This is a genomic window from Cobetia sp. ICG0124 (assembly GCF_004006355.1).
In the GTDB taxonomy this organism is placed as follows: Bacteria; Pseudomonadota; Gammaproteobacteria; order Pseudomonadales; family Halomonadaceae; genus Cobetia; species Cobetia marina.
Genome location: NZ_CP024893.1, coordinates 2612219 through 2629969 on the forward strand (window position 1 = coordinate 2612219; position 17751 = coordinate 2629969).

Here is a 17751-nt window from a genome sequence, read left to right on the forward strand (position 1 = left end):
TTCCTTTGCCGTGAATGACAGACCCCATGAAACCCACCTTGCAGCTTCGACTCGGCACTTCCCTGACCATGACCCCGCAACTTCAGCAAGCGATCCAGCTGCTGCAGTTGTCGACGCTGGACCTGCGTCAGGAGATACAGCAGGCGCTTGAGTCAAACCCCATGCTGGAGCTTGACGAGGAATACGAGTCGCTGGATGTCGCGGAGACACAGGACAAGAGCGAGATCTCCACCTCCGAGACCAACAGCGAGATTCCTGAAGAATACCCTCTCGACAGTGACTGGTCGGACCTCTACCAGGATCACGCAGGCAGCCTGACCAGTTCCGGCAGCGGAAGCTCGAGCGAGGACGGGCCGGACTTCGATCGCAACACCAGTGTCGAAAGCCTGCAGGACCACCTGCGCTGGCAGCTGGCGATGACGGACCTCGATGCACGTGAACGCCAGATGGCGGAGAGTCTGATCGATGCGGTGGATGGGGCCGGCTACCTGAGCATGAGCCTGGACGAACTGGTCGATGGCCTGCGAGGTCAGGGACTGCCCGGCCTCAAGGCGTCGGAACTCGAGCAGGTCCTGCTGCGCCTTCAGCAGTTCGATCCCACCGGTGTGTTCGCTCGAGACCTGCGCGAATGTCTGCTGCTGCAGCTGGCCCTGCTGCCGGACGATCTGCCGCTGCTGGCCCAGGCCCGCCGTCTGGTGCGGCAATTCCTCGAGGCACTGGGCAATGACGATCGCAAGCTGCTCAAGCGTCGCCTGAGCCTGGATGATGATGAGCTGGATCACGTCATTCGTCTGGTACGGGCGCTCGACCCGCGCCCGGCGTCCGCCTGGGGCGAGCCTGCCAGTGATTACGTCATCCCGGACCTGCTGGTCCGTCATACGCGTCACGGCTGGCAGGTCGAGCTCAACCCGGAAGCGCTGCCCAAGCTGCGTATCCAGCCGGAATATGCCGCCCTCATCAAGCGGGCCGACAAGTCCGCGGACAACACCTTCCTCAAGGACAATCTTCAGGAAGCCCGCTGGCTGATGAAGAGCCTGTCCTCACGCAATGACACCCTGCTCAAGGTGGGCCGCGAGATCATGGCGCGCCAGATCGACTTCCTCGAGCAGGGGGAAGAAGGCATGAAGCCGCTGATCCTCGCCAACATCGCGGAAGTGGTCGAGATGCACGAATCCACCATCTCGCGGGTGACCACCCAGAAATATATCCACACCCCGAGAGGCGTGTTCGAACTCAAGTTCTTCTTCTCGAGTCAGGTGGGTGGCAGCGGCAACGGTGACGCGCATTCCAGCACCGCGATCCGCGCGCGCATTCGCAAGCTGATCTCGGAAGAACCGGCGCGCAAGCCATTGTCCGACTCACGCCTGGTGGATCTGCTGGCCAGTGATGGCATCGAGGTAGCGCGCCGGACGGTCGCCAAGTATCGCGAGGCCATGGGCATCCCCTCCTCCAGCGAGCGCAAGCGCTTGGCGTGATGCTCATGAAGAACCTGCTGATATCCCTCGCTGGGTTGAAGACAAGCCTTGCCCCACGATGCAGCGCAGCGTTGATCTTTGTTCAAAGCTTGGGCATTGTCGGGGTAGACGCTCGGTACACCGTGGCCGCGCGTTCAATCAGGGTTTGCTCGCAGTCAAAAAGGGTTACAATTCAAAGGCAACCCGCTGGATAAAGGAGCGTGTCCATGCAAGTGAATATCACCGGGCATCATGTGGAACTCACCGATCCTCTCCGCGATTATGTCAACGAGAAGCTCGCTCGCCTCGAACGGCATTACGACAACATCACCAATGTTCAGGTGACACTGTCGATCGAGAAGGAACGCCAACAGGCTGCCTGCACCCTGCACGCCGCTGGCGCCGACCTCCATGCCCTGGCAGAAGACCCCAACATGTACGCTGCCATCGACGCGCTCGCCGACAAGCTGGACCGCCAGCTGGTCAAACACAAGGAAAAGTCCCAGGCTCGCTCTCAGGGCACCGGGACCCGTTGACCTTCTGCCATGACACTTGATCAGATCCTTCCCCCCGAGCGCACGCTCTACGGCGTCCCCGGGGGGAGCAAGAAGCGGGTGCTGGAATTCTTCAGCACCTTCATTGCTCAGAACATTCCCAGCCTGGACAGCCAGGAAGTCTTCTCGCGCCTGATCGGGCGCGAGAGACTGGGTTCGACGGGTATCGGCCACGGCGTGGCCGTGCCACATGCACGCAGTCCACACTGCAAGACCCCCATCGCGGCGTTCATGAAGCTCGGTGACCCCATCGACTTTGACGCCATCGATGGCGAACCCATCGATCTGCTGTTCGTGCTGCTGGTCCCCGAGGAGGCAGATGACACCCATCTCACTCTGCTCGGCCAGGTGGCGGAACTGCTCAACTCGCCCACCAACCGGGCAGCATTGCGCCAGGCAGACAGTCAGCGAGCATTGTTCGATGCCCTGACCTCGGCCATCGCCGAATTGCCGGCGCGCTGAACCTCCGCTTTCACCTCATGCTGACCTCGCCCTGGGAGAGCACTCCATGAAGATCGTGATCATCAGTGGTCGCTCCGGTTCCGGCAAATCGATTGCCCTCCAGGCGCTGGAAGACATTGGCTACTATGCCATCGACAATCTGCCCGGCATGCTGCTGGCACCATTGGTCGAGCAGCTGGAAAAGGACAGCCCCACCCGCCGGCGCATCGCGGTCTCCATTGACGCGCGCAACCTCCCCGATGCCCTGAGTCGCTTCCCCGAACTGCTCGACAGCGTTCGTCAGAGCGGCATGGATGTGCAGGTCGTCTACCTGACCACGGACTCCCGTGTCCTGCTCGAACGCTATTCCGCGACCCGCCGCCGTCATCCGCTGACCCGTGACAATGACCGCACGCTGGCCGAGGCCATCGAGATCGAGCAGCAGACACTGGCCCCGATTCGTCAGAAGGCGGATCTGGTCATCGACTCGACCAACCTCAGCGTGCATGACCTGCGCTCGCGCATCACCGAACAGGTCGCGCAGCACAGCTCTCGTCATCTGACACTCACCTTCGAGTCCTTCGGCTTCAAGCATGGCGTGCCGACCGATGCCGACATGGTGTTCGATGCCCGCTGCCTGCCCAACCCCTACTGGGACATCAATCTGCGCAGCGATACCGGTCGTGATGACAGCGTGGCGGAATTCCTGCAGCGCTACCCGGACGTCAAGGCGATGCAGGATGACATCGCCGGCTGGCTGGAACGCTGGCTGCCCGCCTATCAGGCCAGCAATCGCAGCTACCTGACCGTTTCGGTGGGCTGTACCGGCGGCCAGCATCGCAGCGTCTATCTCTGCGAGCAGCTGGCCGAACATTTCGCCAAGCAGCTTCCGGAAGTGCGTCTACGCCACCGGGAACTGGGGATCCATACGGCCCTGGCGATCAGCGATACCCGTCAGGAGTCACACGATGCCCAGTCGTGAACTGGTTCTGACCAACAAGCGCGGGCTGCATGCTCGCGCTGCCACCAAGCTGGTCAACTGCTGTGCGCCCTTCGAGGCCACGGTCATGGTCAGTCACGGTGAGCGACGCGCCAACGCGGCCAACGTCATGGCGCTGCTGATGCTGGCAGCCCCGTGTGGCACGGCGCTGATCATCGATGTCGAGGGCGAACAGGCAGATGAGGCCCTGTCTGCGATCGAGTCCCTGTTCGAGGCGCGCTTCGAAGAGGAAGAATGACGCCGCCGCACCCCGTCTGACATCCCCCGCCCGCCGGCTTTCTGCCACTTTTTCCGCGCTGATTGCCCTATCGATAAGAAACAGTGTTTTCTTTTGTCGACGCGCCCCCCTGCGCCAATGGTAGAATCAACGCTGTCCTTCATGTCGACAGGGGAAGCCGACAGATGAGCAAGACGTCACGCAAACTCAAGCCAAGACTTGATCGCCTGTCACAGGCACTGGAAAGTGGCGAGCTGGATCAGGCAAGGCGCATGCTGAATCGCGGCCTGGCACCGGTGGACGTGGCCCACTTGCTGGAATCCTCCCCCCCAAGGAGCGCAACCTGCTCTGGGAGCTGGTCGACGCCGAACTTCAGGGCGATGTGCTCCAATACCTTGGCGAGGATATCCAGAGCGACTTCCTCAAGGACATGGATGCCGAGGACGTCCTGGCCGCCACCGAGAATCTGGAACCGGATGATGTCGCCGACATCCTCCAGCGGCTTCCGAATGCCGTGATTCTCGAAGTCCTCGACTCCATGGAGGCGCAGGAACGCCAGCGGGTCGAGACGGTGCTGTCCTATCCCGAGGACACTGCCGGCGGCTTGATGAACACGGACACCATCACCATCCGTCCGGACATCACCCTGGATGTCGTGTTGCGTTACATCCGCCGTCACGAGCGACTTCCCGATTCCACCGACACTCTGCTGGTCGTCTCGCGCCGCGATGAATTCATCGGCGCCCTGCCCATCAACCGCCTGCTGGTCTCTGACCCCGGTGTCACGGTGCGCGAGGTGATGGATACCGACAGCGTGGTGATTCCGGCATTGATGCCGGAGAGCGAGGTCGCCTCGCTGTTCGAGAAGCATGACCTGATCTCGGCGCCTGTCGTCGGCGGTGATGGCAATCTGCTCGGGCGCATCACCATCGATGACGTGGTCGACGTCATCCGCGGCGATGCCGAGCACCAGGTCATGTCGATGGCGGGGATGGACGAGGATGAAGATACCTTCTCCCCGGTGATGCGCACCTCCTGGCGTCGCGCCATCTGGCTTGGCATCAACCTGCTGACCGCCTTCATGGCGTCCGCCGTGATCGGGATGTTCGAGGGCACCATCCAGAAGATCACCGCGCTGGCGGTACTGATGCCCATCGTCGCCAGCATGGGCGGCATTGCCGGCTCACAGGCACTGACGGTACTGATTCGCGGCATCGCACTGGGACACGTCAAGAGTGGCAACGTGCGCTGGCTTCTCAAGCGCGAAATCATCGTCGCGGGGCTCAATGGCCTGCTGTGGGCGGTGGTGGTCGCCGGGATCGCCATCGTCTGGTTCGGTGATGTCCAGCTGGGGGCCATCATCGGTGCCGCCATCATGATCAATCTGTTGATCGCGGCCGTGACCGGGACATTGCTGCCGATACTGCTCAAGAAGCTCAATATCGACCCGGCCCTCTCCGGCAGCGTGATCCTGACCACCGTGACCGACGTGATCGGCTTCATGGCCTTCCTGGGCCTGGCGACCTGGCTCTATCTGTAATACGCCCGATGGATTCCAGTGACTGCTCCAGAAATTTCTGGACTCTCGCGCAGAGACAGAAGCGTCAGCGATCAGCCTTCCAGCTCATCGTCTTCACCTTCGGACATGCCGGCAACGGTCATGCCATCGATCAGCCAGCTGCCAGAGTGGATGCTGCCCCGGGTATCGACATCATCACCGACCGCCAGCAGATTGGCGGCCATGTCACGCAGATTGCCGGCGATCGTGAACTCCTCGACCGCGTGCTGGATCTCGCCATTCTCGACCCAGAAGCCCGAAGCGCCACGTGAGTAGTCACCGGTCACGCCGTTGACGCCCTGCCCCATCAGCTCGGTCACCAGCACGCCGGTGCCCATCTGCTTGAGCATCTCGTCACGGGAGGTCAGTGGCGCGGTGATGCGCACGTTGCGCGCGCCGCCCGCGTTGCCGGTGGTCTGCATGCCCAGGCGACGAGCACTGTAGGCGCTCAGCATGTAACTCTGCACCTTGCCGTCGGCAAAGTAGACATTGTCACGCGTGGCGACACCGTCGTTGTCGAAGGCGGCACTCGACATGCCACCCACCTCACGCGGCTTCTCGCCGAGGGTGAACCAGTCAGGGAACAGCGGCTGACCCAGGCTGTCGCACAGGAAGCTGGACTCACGATACAGCGAACCACCCGCGATGGCGGACAGATAGTGCCCTACCAGGCCTGCCGACATCTGCGGGTCGAACATGACCGGCATACGCCCCGTCGCCACCTTGCGCGCGTTGAGGCGTGCCAGCGTGCGGCGTGCAGCCTCGCGCCCCACATCCTCCGGGGAGCGCAGGTCGGCCGGGTTGCGCACGCTGGTGTAGTCATAGTCACGCTGCATGCCCTGTTCATCCCTGGCGATCAACATGCAGGACATCGAGTGTCGGCTGCCGCACTGACTGGCCAGGAAACCGTGGCTGTTGCCGTAGACCTGCACACCTTCCCCACTGGAGAAGCTGGCACCTTCGGATTGCGCGATGCCTTCCACTTCCAGTCCGGCACGCTCACACGCCAGCGCCAGATCCGTCGCGTCATCGACGCTGATCGCCCAGGGGTGATGCGCCTGAAGGTCCGGGAAATCGGTGGCCATCAGTTCGGCCGGCGCCAATCCGGCAAAGCTGTCCTCGCCGGTGTAATGAGCGATGGAGACCGCTTTCTCGACCGCGGCACGAATCGAGTCGCTACCGGCGTCGGAAGAGGTCGCGCTGCCCTTGCGATTGCCCAGATACACGGTCACGCCGATCCCCTGGTCACGCGACAGCTCGACGGTTTCGACTTCTCCGTCACGCACCGAGATGCTGACGCCCTGATCGACGCTGGCGCCCACCTCACAGGCATCGGCTCCCAGACTGCGGGCCAGCTCGAGCGCTTCGCTGACGCGGCGCTCCAGCAGTTGTTGCTGAGCAACGGCATCAAAGGCCTGGCTCATGTTGTTCTCCTTCTGAGGAGACGGGGCGCTGGCAGTGCTATACTGCCGCAAATTTCCCCGACTCGTTGGAATTGGCATGCGTAAAGAAAGACCTGAGGAGCTCGTCGAGCGTCCCAGCAAATCCCAGATGAAGCGTGAAATGATCGAGCTTCAGGCCCTCGGCAAGAAGATCATCGACATGCCGGCCGGTCAGCGCGCCAAGTTCCCGCTCTCCGATGACATGCTGGCCGCCATCGATGAGTGCGGACGCATTCGCAGTCATGAAGGCCTGCGCCGTCACATGCAGTACGTCGGCAAGCTGATGCGCAAGGAAGACCTCGAGGCCATCAACGCCGTCTTCCAGAGCATGGAGCAGCAGAGCATCCGTCGGGATGCCTCCTTCCAGCGCCTGGAGCGCTGGCGCGATCGCCTGATCGAGGACGACGAAGCCTTCGTGATCTTCGTCGAGGACTACCCGGAGGTGGACCGCCAGGCACTGCGTCAGCTGATCCGCAATTCACGCGCCGAGCGTGATGCCGGCAAGCAGCCCAACAGCGCCAAGAAGCTCTTCAGGCTGCTGCGTGCCGAGCTCGATCTGTAAACCGGTTCATGACTGGGTGCCACCGACCGTCAGCTCATCGAGCTTCAGCGTCGGCTGGCCGACCCCGACCGGCACCGACTGACCGTCCTTGCCACAGACCCCGACCCCGGTATCCAGCTCGAGATCATTGCCGATCATCGAGACGCGACCCATGGCTTCCGGGCCGTTGCCGATCAAGGTCGCGCCCTTGACCGGTGTGGTCACCTTGCCGTCCTCGATCAGATAGGCTTCGCTTGCGGAGAACACGAAGCGCCCGGAGGTGATGTCCACCTGGCCACCGCCGAAGCTGACCGCATAGAGGCCGCGCTTGACGCTCTTGATGATCTCCTGCGGGTCACGATCGCCACCCAGCATGTAGGTGTTGGTCATGCGGGGCATCGGCAGGTGCGCAAAGGACTCGCGACGCGCATTGCCCGTCGGCGCCATGCCCATCAGGCGGGCATTCAGCTTGTCCTGCATGTAACCGGTGAGGATGCCATCCTCGATCAGCGGCGTGTACTGACCCGGCGTGCCTTCATCGTCCACCGACAGCGAGCCACGGCGGTCCGCCAGCGTCGCATCGTCGACCACGGTGACGCCGCGCGCCGCGACCTGTTCGCCCATGCGCCCCGCGAAGGCGGAGCTGCCCTTGCGGTTGAAATCCCCTTCCAGACCATGACCGACCGCTTCGTGCAGCAGCACGCCCGGCCAGCCATTGCCCAGCACCACCGGCATCTGCCCGGCGGGCGCATCGACGGCCTCGAGATTGACCAGTGCCTGACGCACGGCTTCCCGCGCGTAGCGCTCGGCGACGTTGTCGTCACGCAGACGGGTCAGCGGGAAGCGTCCGCCGCCACCGGCACTGCCACGCTCACGACGGCCATTGCGCACCGCGATCACGCTGATGTTGAAGCGCACCAGCGGACGCAGGTCCGCGGCCAGGGTGCCATCACTGGCACGCACCATCACCACCTCGTAAAGCGCCGACAGCGAGGCCGAGACCTGACTGATGGACGGGTCAAGGCTGCGGGCGATGCGGTCCGCTTCCTTGAGCAACGCGACCTTGTCCTCGGCACTCAGGCCATTGAGCGGGTCGATGCCGGAATAGAAGGACGGTGCCTCGGTGATGATCGAACGGGCGACCGTGCCATTGCTGCCACTGCGTGAGATGCCGGCGGCAGTGCGACCGGTGTCGGCAAGCGCGGCGGCATCGATCTGATTGGAATAGGCGAAGCCTGTCTTCTCTCCCGCCAGTGAACGCACGCCGACGCCACCATCGATGTTGTAGCTGGCGTCCTTGACGACACCATCTTCCAGCACCCAGCTCTCCTGCCAGATACGCTGGAAGTAGAGGTCGGCATAGTCGGTACCCGGACCCATGGCATGTGCCAGGCCGGCATCCAGATCATCCAGGCTGAGTCCGCCCGGGGTCAGCAACAGGGCCGCGGCATCGTCGAGCACGCGACCGGAACTCGCATTTTGCGTCATTCGGCACTTTCCAGAGTAATGTTCGGGTCGCCCCAGGGGCCTGATACCCGATAGTGAATTTGCGTCACCTTGTCGATGAAGCGACCGAAGATCTTGTCGGCCACGAACAGCGCACCGCCCACGGCGGGGGCGCCTGCCAGCACGGCGGCCAACGGCAGGTTCTGACTGACCGGCACCGTGATGGCCATGTGTTGATCAAGGGTACCGCGAAGCAGGTCAACCTGCCCGTTGAGCGTCACGGTGGTGGACGGCGCCTCGATACGCAAGGGGCCATCGCTTTCCAGACGCCCCGCAAAGAGAGTCGCGGCGCCCCGCACCTTGTCGAAGGCCGTGCCCTTGTCGGTCACATCCGAGAAATCCAGCGACAGACGACGCAGCAGATTGTCGACGTTGACCAATCCCAATAGCCGCGCGGACGCCGAGCCGAGATTCAGGAAACGTCCGTCGTCCAGCTTGACCTCGAGCCGCCCGTTGGAGCGCGACAGCGCAAAGTCCTGCGGCGCCCCCGGCCAGGCCAGCTTGGCCTCGGCGCGTGCGCGCTCGGCCTCGATGCCGCGTGGCTGGGACAACCGCTCCAGCAGCCCGCCCAGATCGCTGCCATCCGCGGAAAGACGAGCGCGCGTCAGACTATTGGCACCGGCATCCTCCCAGGTGATGTTGCCCTGGGCCGTCATGTCGCCCACGGTAATGGCGAGGGGGGACACCACCAGCCGCTGTTGATCCGACTGCCACTCTGCACTGATGGGCCCCAGCTGCTGCTCGCGCCAGATGAGACGTGCCAGGCGCAGGCTGCCTGCCGGCAGCTCGGCCAGCGCCGCTGGGTAGGGAGTCGGCTCGACCCCGGTGGCCACGGCTTCGGTGAAGTTGCTTGGCGCAGGCCACAGCGCGTCGAGATCAAGATGATCGAGATCCAGAATCAACGGCCGCGCGGCTCCGGACTGCCAGACGAGCTCCCCACTGGCGAGCCTGCCCTCCAGAGTGGCCGCCAGCCCCAGCGCTTGCTGTTGAGAGCTCTGACGAGGCGTTGCCTCAAGCGTCATCGGGCCGGTACACCGATCCTGGATCATCAGACAATCGGTGGCAACGCGCAGCCGCGGCAGCTCGCTGAGTGCATCGCCACCGCTGCCACTGGCACCATCATCGCCACTCGCGTCGGATAGCGCCCCGCCCCATGATGACCAGAGCTCAGGTGCCAGCGTCGGCGTCCGCCAGGCGATATCCCACCCCGTACGGGACGGCCATTGCGGGTCGCTCGGCCAACGTTCCAGCCACAGCTGGCCGGTCATCGGCACCTTGCTGCCATCATCACGCGTATTGCCGCCTTGCCAGCGAGCGCGGGCACGATTGGCGAGCACGACATCGCCACCGCCCTCGGCGAGCCCGACCTCCACCGACAACGCCGCGTCTTCATCACGCGCCTTGCCGAAGGGGGCCGGCAGATTGATGGCCGCGCCCTTGAGATCACTCGACAGCTGCAGGCTGGCTCCCTCCTCGGGCAGCATCAGGCGCGCCTGATAATCGAACGTGCCGCCCAGCGCACGCGGGCTATCTCCCTGATTCAGTGCGGCACGGCTATCCTGCGCCGCATCACCGAGCAGCGTCTCGGGAGCCCCCAGCCAGCTCAGCACCGGTGCCAGCGGCGCCTGGCCACTGAAGGTCACCGCCCCCTTGCTGGCCGAATCCGCCTGACCGATATTGAGTGCCGCCTTGACCGCGCCACCGAACAGCTGCCCTGACAGGTCGCCGGTCAATTGCTCGCGCTGTCCTTCAGGACGCGTGGGGTCATGCACGAATGCCAGCGGGCCGCGAATGCCGGCGATCTCGATGCCCGGCCCGGGGAAGGCCAGGCTTGCCGCCTGCTTCTCACCGACCTTACCCGTCACCTCCACCCGCGCCTGCTCGGCATCTTCAAGCGGTACGCGAATCTTCATGGCCGCCGCCACGGAGCCCTTGCCCTGCCACTCGGCCAGCAGCTCCGCGGTGTCCTCGAGCGGTGCATGCGAGAGCAGATCGAACAGCGCCTCGACACTGCCCGTGACATCCCCCTGGATATCCAGGGTGTCATCGTGCATGTCGACCTTGGCCTGATCCACCGACAGACGCTGCGCGCTACCCAGCGCCGCGACCGGCCGTGAGTACGCCGACTCGACGCTGGCCGTGAGATCATTGTCATGCAGCTCGAGATTGCCCTTCACGCCGTCAAGCGCGGGCCAGCCCTCGACATAGCCGAGCCGCCCGTTCTCGATGGCAAGCTCGAGATCCATCGCGTCCCCGGGGCCGTAGCCATTCTCGCCATTGTCCTCATCCCAAACCTGCTCCAGATGCAGAGAACCCTCTGGCACGACACCTGCCACATCACGCGTCAGCCATTCACGCAGGGAGGGGTCCAGTACCTTGAGCGGCAACCAGTCCGCCAGCGGGATGCTGCGAGCATCCACATCCTGCATGTCCAGATCCAGCTGGAAGCGGTCCGCATCATCCGTGGGAATCTGCAACCCGAAGCGTCCCGTCACCCTGGCGCCATGACGCGAGATATCCAGATCACGCCCGCTGATCTGGCTGCCGGCATCATCCACCTGCCAGTCCACCACCCCCTGCGCGGACTCCAGTGACCAGCTGTCACCGAAGACTTCCGGGAAATGGAATCGCATGCCGGGGGCTCCCTGGAAGGTGACACTGCCCTGCATGCCCCCTTCATCACGACTCCGCGCCGTGACCCACGCCGCCAGCGGCCCGAGCCCCGGAGCGCCCTCCCAGGGTTCCACCTCGGTATCCGTCAGGCCAAGCGCCAGCGTCATGCTCAGCGGGGCTTCAAGGCCGATATTGGCCAGTGACAGGGACAGTCCGGTGGCGGTGCCACGCGGATCGAGTGACTCAAGTATCTCGCCCAGCTCGCCCAGCTCCAACACATTGCGCCAGCGCGCCACCCGCGCCAGATCGAAGCGGCCGGTCACAAGCGAGACACTGCCATCGGCAAGATCCCCCGACAGGGAGATACGCTCAGGGAGGCTGGCAAGCGCGGCGGCGTCATCGAGCTGCGAGGCTCCCACCGAGAGCTGATTGAGCCACGCCTGCCAGCGATCCCCGCCCGACAGATCCCGCAGCCACTGCCCCCGCGCATGGATGTCCTTGAGGGCCAGCATGGCGCCATCGTGATCCAGCGTCAGACGATTGAGATCGAGACGCAGGCGAGCGTCTTCCAGCCGTGCCTCTCGCCAGCGCGCCCACAGCGTGGCGTTGCCATCAGCGTCACGCAGCATCAGGCTGTCGCGCTCACCGATCAGGCGCCCGACACTGGCCAGTGCACCGGCATCCAGCTCCACCTGCAGCTGCGCGGAATAATCGGCGAGCCCCGCGTCGCCGGGCAGCACCTCCAGCACGGCACTCACGCCGGCCTGGGGCGACTCCCCTACGCGCAGCTGCCCCTCCAGATGAGCACGTTCACCATCACCGGCCAGCAACAACTCGGCCGCGTTCAGATTGAGCGTATCGTTGCGTCCATGCAGCACGAGACGTACATCCTCGAGCCTCACGCGCTGACGCGCCAGCAGTGCCAGGCCCTGCTCGAGCTGTTCCAGGCTCATCTGCCCCTTGGGCTCGAGGGCTTCAGGCGGGCGCGGCGGCCCCGGCCAGCCCCAGCTGCCATCGTCATGCTGATAGAGGTGAACGATGACGCCAGTGGCGGTCGCACGGTCAAACACGGGCGCCAGATGGCGCAGGGAGGACAGCACATCAAGCCGCGACTCGAGACGCTCCACGCTCAACAGCGGGGCCGCCTCCATCTCGTCGGGCCGAAAGAGGTTCAGGCCGGAGAGCTTGATGGCCGGGTCGAGATAGTCCATTCGCCCGTCAAGCGATGACATCCCGACATTGGAATGGGTCTGGGTAGCGATGAAGTCGCTGATCGCGTCACGGCGAGATTCCAGCGTCGTCAGCCACCAGCGCAGGCCACCGATCACGATCGCCAGCACCGCCAGCAGCACCGCCAGCGCCATCAAGAGCCTTCGCCCCCAGCGCCGCCGCCGTGAAAGCGGATGGACGGGCACCTTACATGAGAACGATGTCATATTGCTCCTGAGTATAATGCGCCTCGACCTGGAAACGGATGGTCTTGCCGATGAAACTCTCGAGGTCCGCCACCGAGGCCGACTCTTCATCCAGCAGACGGTCCACCACGTTCTGGGAGGCCAGCACCATGTAGGTATCCGGACTGTAGGCACGCTCTTCGCGCATGATCTCACGGAAGATCTCGTAGCAGACCGTCTCCGGCGTCTTGAGGGTGCCGCGCCCCTGGCAGGTCGGACAGGCTTCGCACAGCACCTGCTCCAGACTCTCGCGGGTACGCTTGCGGGTCAGCTGCACCAGCCCCAGTTCGGTCACGCCGGTCATCTTGTTCTTGGCGTGGTCCCGCTCCAGCGACTTCTCGAGCACTCTGAGCACCTGACGCTGATGCTCGGCCTCTTCCATGTCGATGAAGTCGATGATGATGATGCCACCCAGGTTGCGCAGACGCAGCTGGCGGGCTATCGCCGTGGCCGCCTCGAGATTGGTCTTGAAGATGGTCTCTTCAAGATTGCGATGCCCGACGAAGCCACCGGTATTAACGTCGATGGTGGTCATCGCCTCGGTCTGGTCGATCACCAGATAGCCGCCGCTCTTGAGCTGGACCTTGCGCCCCATCGCCTTGTGAAGCTCATCCTCGACGCTGAACAGATCGAAGATCGGCCGCTCGCCGGGGTAATATTCGATGCGCCCTTCCATGTCCGGCATGAATTCGCTGGAGAACTCCTTCAAGCGCAGATAGTTCTCGCGGGAATCGATGCGCACACGCTCGATCTCGTCTCGCATCACGTCACGCAGGGTACGCATGAACAGTGGCAGATCGTCATAGATCACGCTGGGCACGGCGGCAGTCAGACGCCGCTCGCTGACCTTGCGCCACAGCCGCAGCAGGAAATGCATGTCCTGCTTGAGCTCCGCCTCGCTGATGCCCTCGGCGGCCGTGCGCAGGATGAAGCCCCCCGGAGCGTCCGGGTCAAGCTCGGTCAGGCAGCGCTCGGTCATCTCCTTGAGCCGCTCACGCTCGACATCGCTCTCGATACGCTGCGACACCCCGGTGTGGGGAGAGTCGGGCATGTAGACCAGATAGCGGGATGGTACCGACAGATGCGTGGTCAGACGCGCGCCCTTGGTGCCGATGGGGTCCTTGGTGACCTGCACCACCAGCGGCTGACCTTCGCTGAGCAGCTCGCGGATCGACAGCTGCTCATCATGCGGGGTATGCGCGGGCATCACCTCCTGCGCATGGATGAAAGCGGCACGTTCGAGACCGATGTCCACGAATGCCGCCTGCATGCCGGGCAACACGCGCACCACCTTGCCGCGATAGATATTGCCGACGATACCGCGCCGACCGCTGCGTTCGATGAACGCTTCCTGCAGAACACCGTTCTCGACGACCGCAACGCGGGTCTCCATCGGTGTCAGGTTGATCAATACCTCGCCACTCATAGCGCAAGTCCTTGTAAAGTCGTTGCTTGCGATTATGACATAGCAAGGCAGCCCCCGGCTGTGGTCTATCGACTAACGATGTCAGCAAGCGGGACGTCTCGTGCAATGGCAGCCCGACCACCGCGCTGTAACTGCCTTCAAGATGGCTGACGAAGATGGCGCCCAGCCCTTGGATCGCGTAGCCGCCGGCCTTGTCCGCGGGTTCTCCCGTGGCCCAGTACCGCGCGGCCTCCTCACGATGGATGGCGCGAAATGTCACGCGGCTCTCGACCAGCTCGCTCTCGCAGCACAGAATCCGGCCTGTGCCTTCTCACGCGCCATGCGCATGACGTAGTGCTCCGGCGACTCATCGGGACGAGGTGTTTCATCGATGTCGACCGGGGCCACCTCACACTTGACACCGATACTGGCCAGCAGCTCACGCCGACGCGGCGAGCCGGACGCCAGGACTCACGCCGTCAGTCGACGACGCAGCATCTGCAGCAGGGTGTAGAGCCAGGGCCACAGCGCACCCCCAATCACCGCCGACAGCAGGAAGGACAGACTCACTGGCCCGGCACCGAAGATGCTGCGCAACCACTGGTCCACCAGCTGCGCGATGCCCAGCACCACGATCACCAGCAAGGCCTGCTGCAGCAGTGAGTAGGCGCGGATGCGCTGGTAGAGCAACACGCCCATGAAGGCGGTCAGCGAGAGCACCAGCGCATTGTGCCCCAGCGGTGCCCCCTGCAGGACATCCAGCGCCAGGCCGAACAGGAAGCCATGGAAGACACCGACACTCTGCGGCGAGACGATGCACCAGTAGACCAGCATCAGACCGAGCCACTGTGGACGCCATATCAACCACACATCCGGCAAGGGCATGACCTGAAGACACAGGGCCAGCAGCAACGAGAACCAGCACAGCAAGGTGGTCTGGGGACGAAAGGCCATCAGTTGTTCTCCCCTGGCGCATTGGCGCTCTGCTGCGCCTCGGCATCCGCCGCGTCCTCGTCACCCGCGTCCGAAGCGGGCGCGGCGAGGTTGTCCTTGGGCAGCTCGTCAAGACTGTCATCCACGTAGAGGCTCTCCACGTCGACGGCGGGTGGCATCTGGATCAGGAAGTTGCGCGAACGCTCAAGCTGGGCAATGGGTTCGGCACTGACGCGAGCGAAGGGCTTGCCGGGGTCATGATAGACCTCGGTGACACGTGCCACCGGCAGGCCACGCGGAAAACGCAGCGCGAGCCCTGAGGTCACCAGCAGGTCCCCGACACGGATATCCGCGGTGTCCGGCACGTGCAGCACATCCACCTGATCGATCTTGCCGCTGCCCTGGGCAATGAAGCGCAGGCCATTGCGATTGACCTCCACCGGCACGGCATGACTGGCATCACTGATCATCAGCACACGACTGTTGTAGGCCGACGTGGAGATGACCTGACCGACCAGCCCGTAGGCATCCAGTACCGGCAGGCCGATGCGCACGCCGTCCTGCTCACCGCGATCCACCACCATGCGATGGGAGAACGGATCAGCATCAAGCGTCAGCAACTGGGACGTGATGTAGGGGATATCGCTGCGCTGACCGGCATTGAGCAATTCGCGCAGACGGGAATTCTCGGCAGACAGGCTCGCCATGCGTTGCACACGGCTGGACAGATTGAGCAGCTGCTCACGCAGTGCCCGGTTTTCATCGGCGAGCTTCTGCTGGTCGGCAAACACCAGTGCGCCCCAGCTGAGGCCCTCTGTAGGCAGACTGACCACCCATTGCACAGGGGAAACCAGTGTCGCCATGCTGGCACGCACGTCGACCATCCAGCTGAAGCGATCTTCGGCAAACATCAGCGCGAAGGACAGCACCGCACACAACAGCATGCGATAGCCGGGCACGGGGCCACGCGTGAACAGGGGTTTGATAGCACTTCCTCCGACAGGCCGGGACCAGCCGTACAGCACACAGCATGCCCGGCCCCGGACGAGGTCAATCGCTCGACAGCAGCTCGAAGGTGTGCTGATCGATCATTTCCAGCGCCTTACCACCGCCACGCGCCACGCAGGTCAGCGGGTCTTCGGCGATGATCACCGGCAGGCCCGTCTCTTCCGCGATCAACTTGTCGATGTCACGCAGCAGCGCACCACCGCCGGTCAGCACCAGACCGCGCTCGGCGATGTCGGATGCCAGCTCCGGTGGAGACTGCTCGAGCGCGCTCTTGACCACCGAGACGATGGCCGCCAGCGGCTCCTGCAGCGCATCGAGAATCTCGTGGGAGTTGAGCGTGAAGGAGCGTGGAATGCCTTCGGCCAGATTGCGACCGCGCACGTCGATCTCGCGCAGCTCGCCGCCCGGGTAGGCACAGCCGATCTCTTCCTTGATGCGCTCGGCCGTCGCTTCGCCGATCAGGCTGCCGTAATGGCGACGCACGTAGGAGGTGATGGCTTCGTCGAAGCGGTCGCCGCCGATGCGTACCGACTCGGAGTAGACCACGCCGTTGAGCGAGATGATGGCGATCTCGGTGGTACCACCACCGATGTCGACCACCATGGAGCCCATGGCTTCCTCGACGGGAAGACCAGCACCGATCGCGGCCGCCATGGGCTCCTCGATCAGGTAGACCTCACGCGCACCGGCCCCTTCGGCCGATTCCTTGATGGCGCGGCGTTCGACCTGGGTCGACATGCACGGCACGCACACCAGAACGCGAGGGCTGGGCGTCAGGAAGGTGCTCTGATGCACCTTGCGGATGAAATGCTGGAGCATCTGTTCGGTGACGGTGAAGTCGGCGATGACGCCGTCCTTCATCGGGCGGATGGCCGTGATATTGCCGGGGGTACGCCCCAGCATGCGCTTGGCATCGGCACCGACAGCCGCGACGCTGCGGGCATTCCCGGATTGGCGAATGGCAACGACGGAGGGCTCGTCGAGCACGATACCGCGACCGCGCACATAAATGAGCGTGTTGGCGGTACCCAGATCGATCGACAGATCGCTCGAGAACAGCCCACGTAAACGTTTAAACATGGAAGTTGATCACCTAGTCCAGACCGGAACCCTGTGCAGACGCGAACGGTACCATTGCCACCCCATGGCGGCAAGCTGACACGCCTGCCAGCGCGCCGCAGATGTGGTACATTTCACGCCGAATCACACTGTGACAGCGCAACGGGCGAGCAGTTGCCTCACCGCTGGCCAACGCCAGGTCACCGAGCAGACTGCACTCGCCGTTACCTCAAGCCTCACGAAGCCAAGACAGGGAAACTTCCATGGCCCTTGAACATTCAGATGTGCTGCGTGCCGCTCACCTCGCACGCCTGGGTCTTGCCTCGCAGGATGCCGAAGCCTATGTCGCGGATCTTGATCGGATTCTCGCCATGGTCGACCAGCTGCAACAGGTCGACACCGACGGCGTCGCTCCCCTGGCGCACCCGCTGGAAGCCACGCAACGCCTGCGTGCCGACGAAGTCACCGAGTCAAATCAGCGCGAGCGTTTTCAGCAGGTGGCTCCGGCCACAGAACAGGGGCTGTATCTGGTACCGCGCGTCGTCGAGTGATCACGCCTGGCCGAT

General features: G+C 63.7%; 14 protein-coding genes and 2 pseudogenes. 8 read left to right on the forward strand and 8 right to left on the reverse strand.

From position 1 onward, the window contains the following. Window positions 1-26: 26 nt before the first annotated feature. The 6 genes and pseudogenes from CU110_RS12260 (at window position 27) to mgtE (ending at window position 5206) form a co-directional block, all read left to right on the forward strand. The gene (locus CU110_RS12260; protein ID WP_077371583.1) at window positions 27-1475 is read left to right on the forward strand and encodes an RNA polymerase factor sigma-54; all 1449 of its coding nucleotides are present in this window, start codon (window positions 27-29) and stop codon (window positions 1473-1475) included. Window positions 1476-1681: 206 nt separating this feature from the next. Further along, a complete protein-coding gene (raiA, locus tag CU110_RS12265; RefSeq protein WP_043332555.1) occupies window positions 1682-1990 on the forward strand; it encodes a ribosome-associated translation inhibitor RaiA in 309 nt (102 codons plus the stop codon). 9 nt (window positions 1991-1999) lie between these two features. After that, window positions 2000-2470, forward strand: a complete 471-nt coding sequence (locus tag CU110_RS12270) for a PTS sugar transporter subunit IIA (protein WP_084209227.1) — start codon at window positions 2000-2002, stop codon at window positions 2468-2470. Between the two features lie 46 nt (window positions 2471-2516). Beyond that, window positions 2517-3431, forward strand: a complete 915-nt coding sequence (gene rapZ, locus CU110_RS12275; RefSeq protein ID WP_077371578.1) for an RNase adapter RapZ — start codon at window positions 2517-2519, stop codon at window positions 3429-3431. Next, complete coding sequence (locus CU110_RS12280) at window positions 3418-3687, forward strand: HPr family phosphocarrier protein (protein ID WP_077371575.1); 270 nt, start codon at window positions 3418-3420, stop codon at window positions 3685-3687. Before rapZ ends, CU110_RS12280 begins: the two co-directional genes overlap by 14 nt. Window positions 3688-3851: 164 nt before the next feature. After that, window positions 3852-5206, forward strand: a pseudogene (gene mgtE / locus CU110_RS12285) (magnesium transporter). 71 nt (window positions 5207-5277) lie between these two features. On the opposite strand, the gene pmbA reads toward mgtE, so the two are convergent. Then, on the reverse strand, window positions 5278-6648 hold the full coding sequence (gene pmbA / locus CU110_RS12290) for a metalloprotease PmbA (RefSeq protein WP_084209228.1): 1371 nt from the start codon (window positions 6646-6648) through the stop codon (window positions 5278-5280). 76 nt (window positions 6649-6724) lie between these two features. On the opposite strand from pmbA, the gene yjgA reads away from it, so the two are divergent. After that, on the forward strand, window positions 6725-7228 hold the full coding sequence (yjgA, locus tag CU110_RS12295) for a ribosome biogenesis factor YjgA (RefSeq protein ID WP_077371567.1): 504 nt from the start codon (window positions 6725-6727) through the stop codon (window positions 7226-7228). 6 nt (window positions 7229-7234) lie between these two features. Here the strand turns inward: yjgA and tldD are convergent, their stop codons facing one another. The 7 genes and pseudogenes from tldD to CU110_RS12330 all read right to left on the reverse strand — a co-directional run bounded on the left by tldD (window position 7235) and on the right by CU110_RS12330 (window position 17206). Continuing rightward, the gene (tldD, locus tag CU110_RS12300; protein WP_084209229.1) at window positions 7235-8695 is read right to left on the reverse strand and encodes a metalloprotease TldD; all 1461 of its coding nucleotides are present in this window, start codon (window positions 8693-8695) and stop codon (window positions 7235-7237) included. Then, window positions 8692-12690 (reverse strand): AsmA-like C-terminal region-containing protein, encoded by a 3999-nt coding sequence (locus tag CU110_RS12305; RefSeq protein ID WP_164850368.1) that lies wholly within the window; start codon window positions 12688-12690, stop codon window positions 8692-8694. Before CU110_RS12305 ends, tldD begins: the two co-directional genes overlap by 4 nt. A gap of 52 nt (window positions 12691-12742) precedes the next feature. Further along, on the reverse strand, window positions 12743-14206 hold the full coding sequence (gene rng, locus CU110_RS12310; protein ID WP_077371558.1) for a ribonuclease G: 1464 nt from the start codon (window positions 14204-14206) through the stop codon (window positions 12743-12745). Window positions 14207-14288: 82 nt separating this feature from the next. Continuing rightward, window positions 14289-14653: pseudogene (locus CU110_RS12315) on the reverse strand (Maf family protein); the annotation flags it as partial. Between the two features lie 3 nt (window positions 14654-14656). Next, window positions 14657-15139, reverse strand: a complete 483-nt coding sequence (gene mreD / locus CU110_RS12320) for a rod shape-determining protein MreD (RefSeq protein WP_077371553.1) — start codon at window positions 15137-15139, stop codon at window positions 14657-14659. Next, window positions 15139-16104 carry a rod shape-determining protein MreC gene (gene mreC, locus CU110_RS12325; RefSeq protein ID WP_255304420.1) on the reverse strand — a complete coding sequence of 322 codons (966 nt, stop codon included), beginning with the start codon at window positions 16102-16104 and terminating at the stop codon, window positions 15139-15141. The genes mreD and mreC overlap by 1 nt, the downstream gene beginning before the upstream one ends. Window positions 16105-16168: 64 nt before the next feature. Further along, on the reverse strand, window positions 16169-17206 hold the full coding sequence (locus tag CU110_RS12330; protein ID WP_043332576.1) for a rod shape-determining protein: 1038 nt from the start codon (window positions 17204-17206) through the stop codon (window positions 16169-16171). 242 nt (window positions 17207-17448) lie between these two features. On the opposite strand from CU110_RS12330, the gene gatC reads away from it, so the two are divergent. Continuing rightward, the gene (gene gatC, locus CU110_RS12335; RefSeq protein WP_077371550.1) at window positions 17449-17736 is read left to right on the forward strand and encodes an Asp-tRNA(Asn)/Glu-tRNA(Gln) amidotransferase subunit GatC; all 288 of its coding nucleotides are present in this window, start codon (window positions 17449-17451) and stop codon (window positions 17734-17736) included. Window positions 17737-17751 lie beyond the last annotated feature (15 nt).

What these genes read in the sequence shown, in the direction of transcription:
- CU110_RS12260 (WP_077371583.1), top strand. Translation starts at nt 27, where the DNA reads ATGAAACCCACCTTGCAGCTTCGACTCGGCACTTCCCTGACCATGACC.
- raiA (WP_043332555.1), top strand. Translation starts at nt 1,682, where the DNA reads ATGCAAGTGAATATCACCGGGCATCATGTGGAACTCACCGATCCTCTC.
- CU110_RS12270 (WP_084209227.1), top strand. Translation starts at nt 2,000, where the DNA reads ATGACACTTGATCAGATCCTTCCCCCCGAGCGCACGCTCTACGGCGTC.
- rapZ (WP_077371578.1), top strand. Translation starts at nt 2,517, where the DNA reads ATGAAGATCGTGATCATCAGTGGTCGCTCCGGTTCCGGCAAATCGATT.
- CU110_RS12280 (WP_077371575.1), top strand. Translation starts at nt 3,418, where the DNA reads ATGCCCAGTCGTGAACTGGTTCTGACCAACAAGCGCGGGCTGCATGCT.
- pmbA (WP_084209228.1), bottom strand. Translation starts at nt 6,648, where the DNA reads ATGAGCCAGGCCTTTGATGCCGTTGCTCAGCAACAACTGCTGGAGCGC.
- yjgA (WP_077371567.1), top strand. Translation starts at nt 6,725, where the DNA reads ATGCGTAAAGAAAGACCTGAGGAGCTCGTCGAGCGTCCCAGCAAATCC.
- tldD (WP_084209229.1), bottom strand. Translation starts at nt 8,695, where the DNA reads ATGACGCAAAATGCGAGTTCCGGTCGCGTGCTCGACGATGCCGCGGCC.
- CU110_RS12305 (WP_164850368.1), bottom strand. Translation starts at nt 12,690, where the DNA reads ATGGCGCTGGCGGTGCTGCTGGCGGTGCTGGCGATCGTGATCGGTGGC.
- rng (WP_077371558.1), bottom strand. Translation starts at nt 14,206, where the DNA reads ATGAGTGGCGAGGTATTGATCAACCTGACACCGATGGAGACCCGCGTT.
- mreD (WP_077371553.1), bottom strand. Translation starts at nt 15,139, where the DNA reads ATGGCCTTTCGTCCCCAGACCACCTTGCTGTGCTGGTTCTCGTTGCTG.
- CU110_RS12330 (WP_043332576.1), bottom strand. Translation starts at nt 17,206, where the DNA reads ATGTTTAAACGTTTACGTGGGCTGTTCTCGAGCGATCTGTCGATCGAT.
- gatC (WP_077371550.1), top strand. Translation starts at nt 17,449, where the DNA reads ATGGCCCTTGAACATTCAGATGTGCTGCGTGCCGCTCACCTCGCACGC.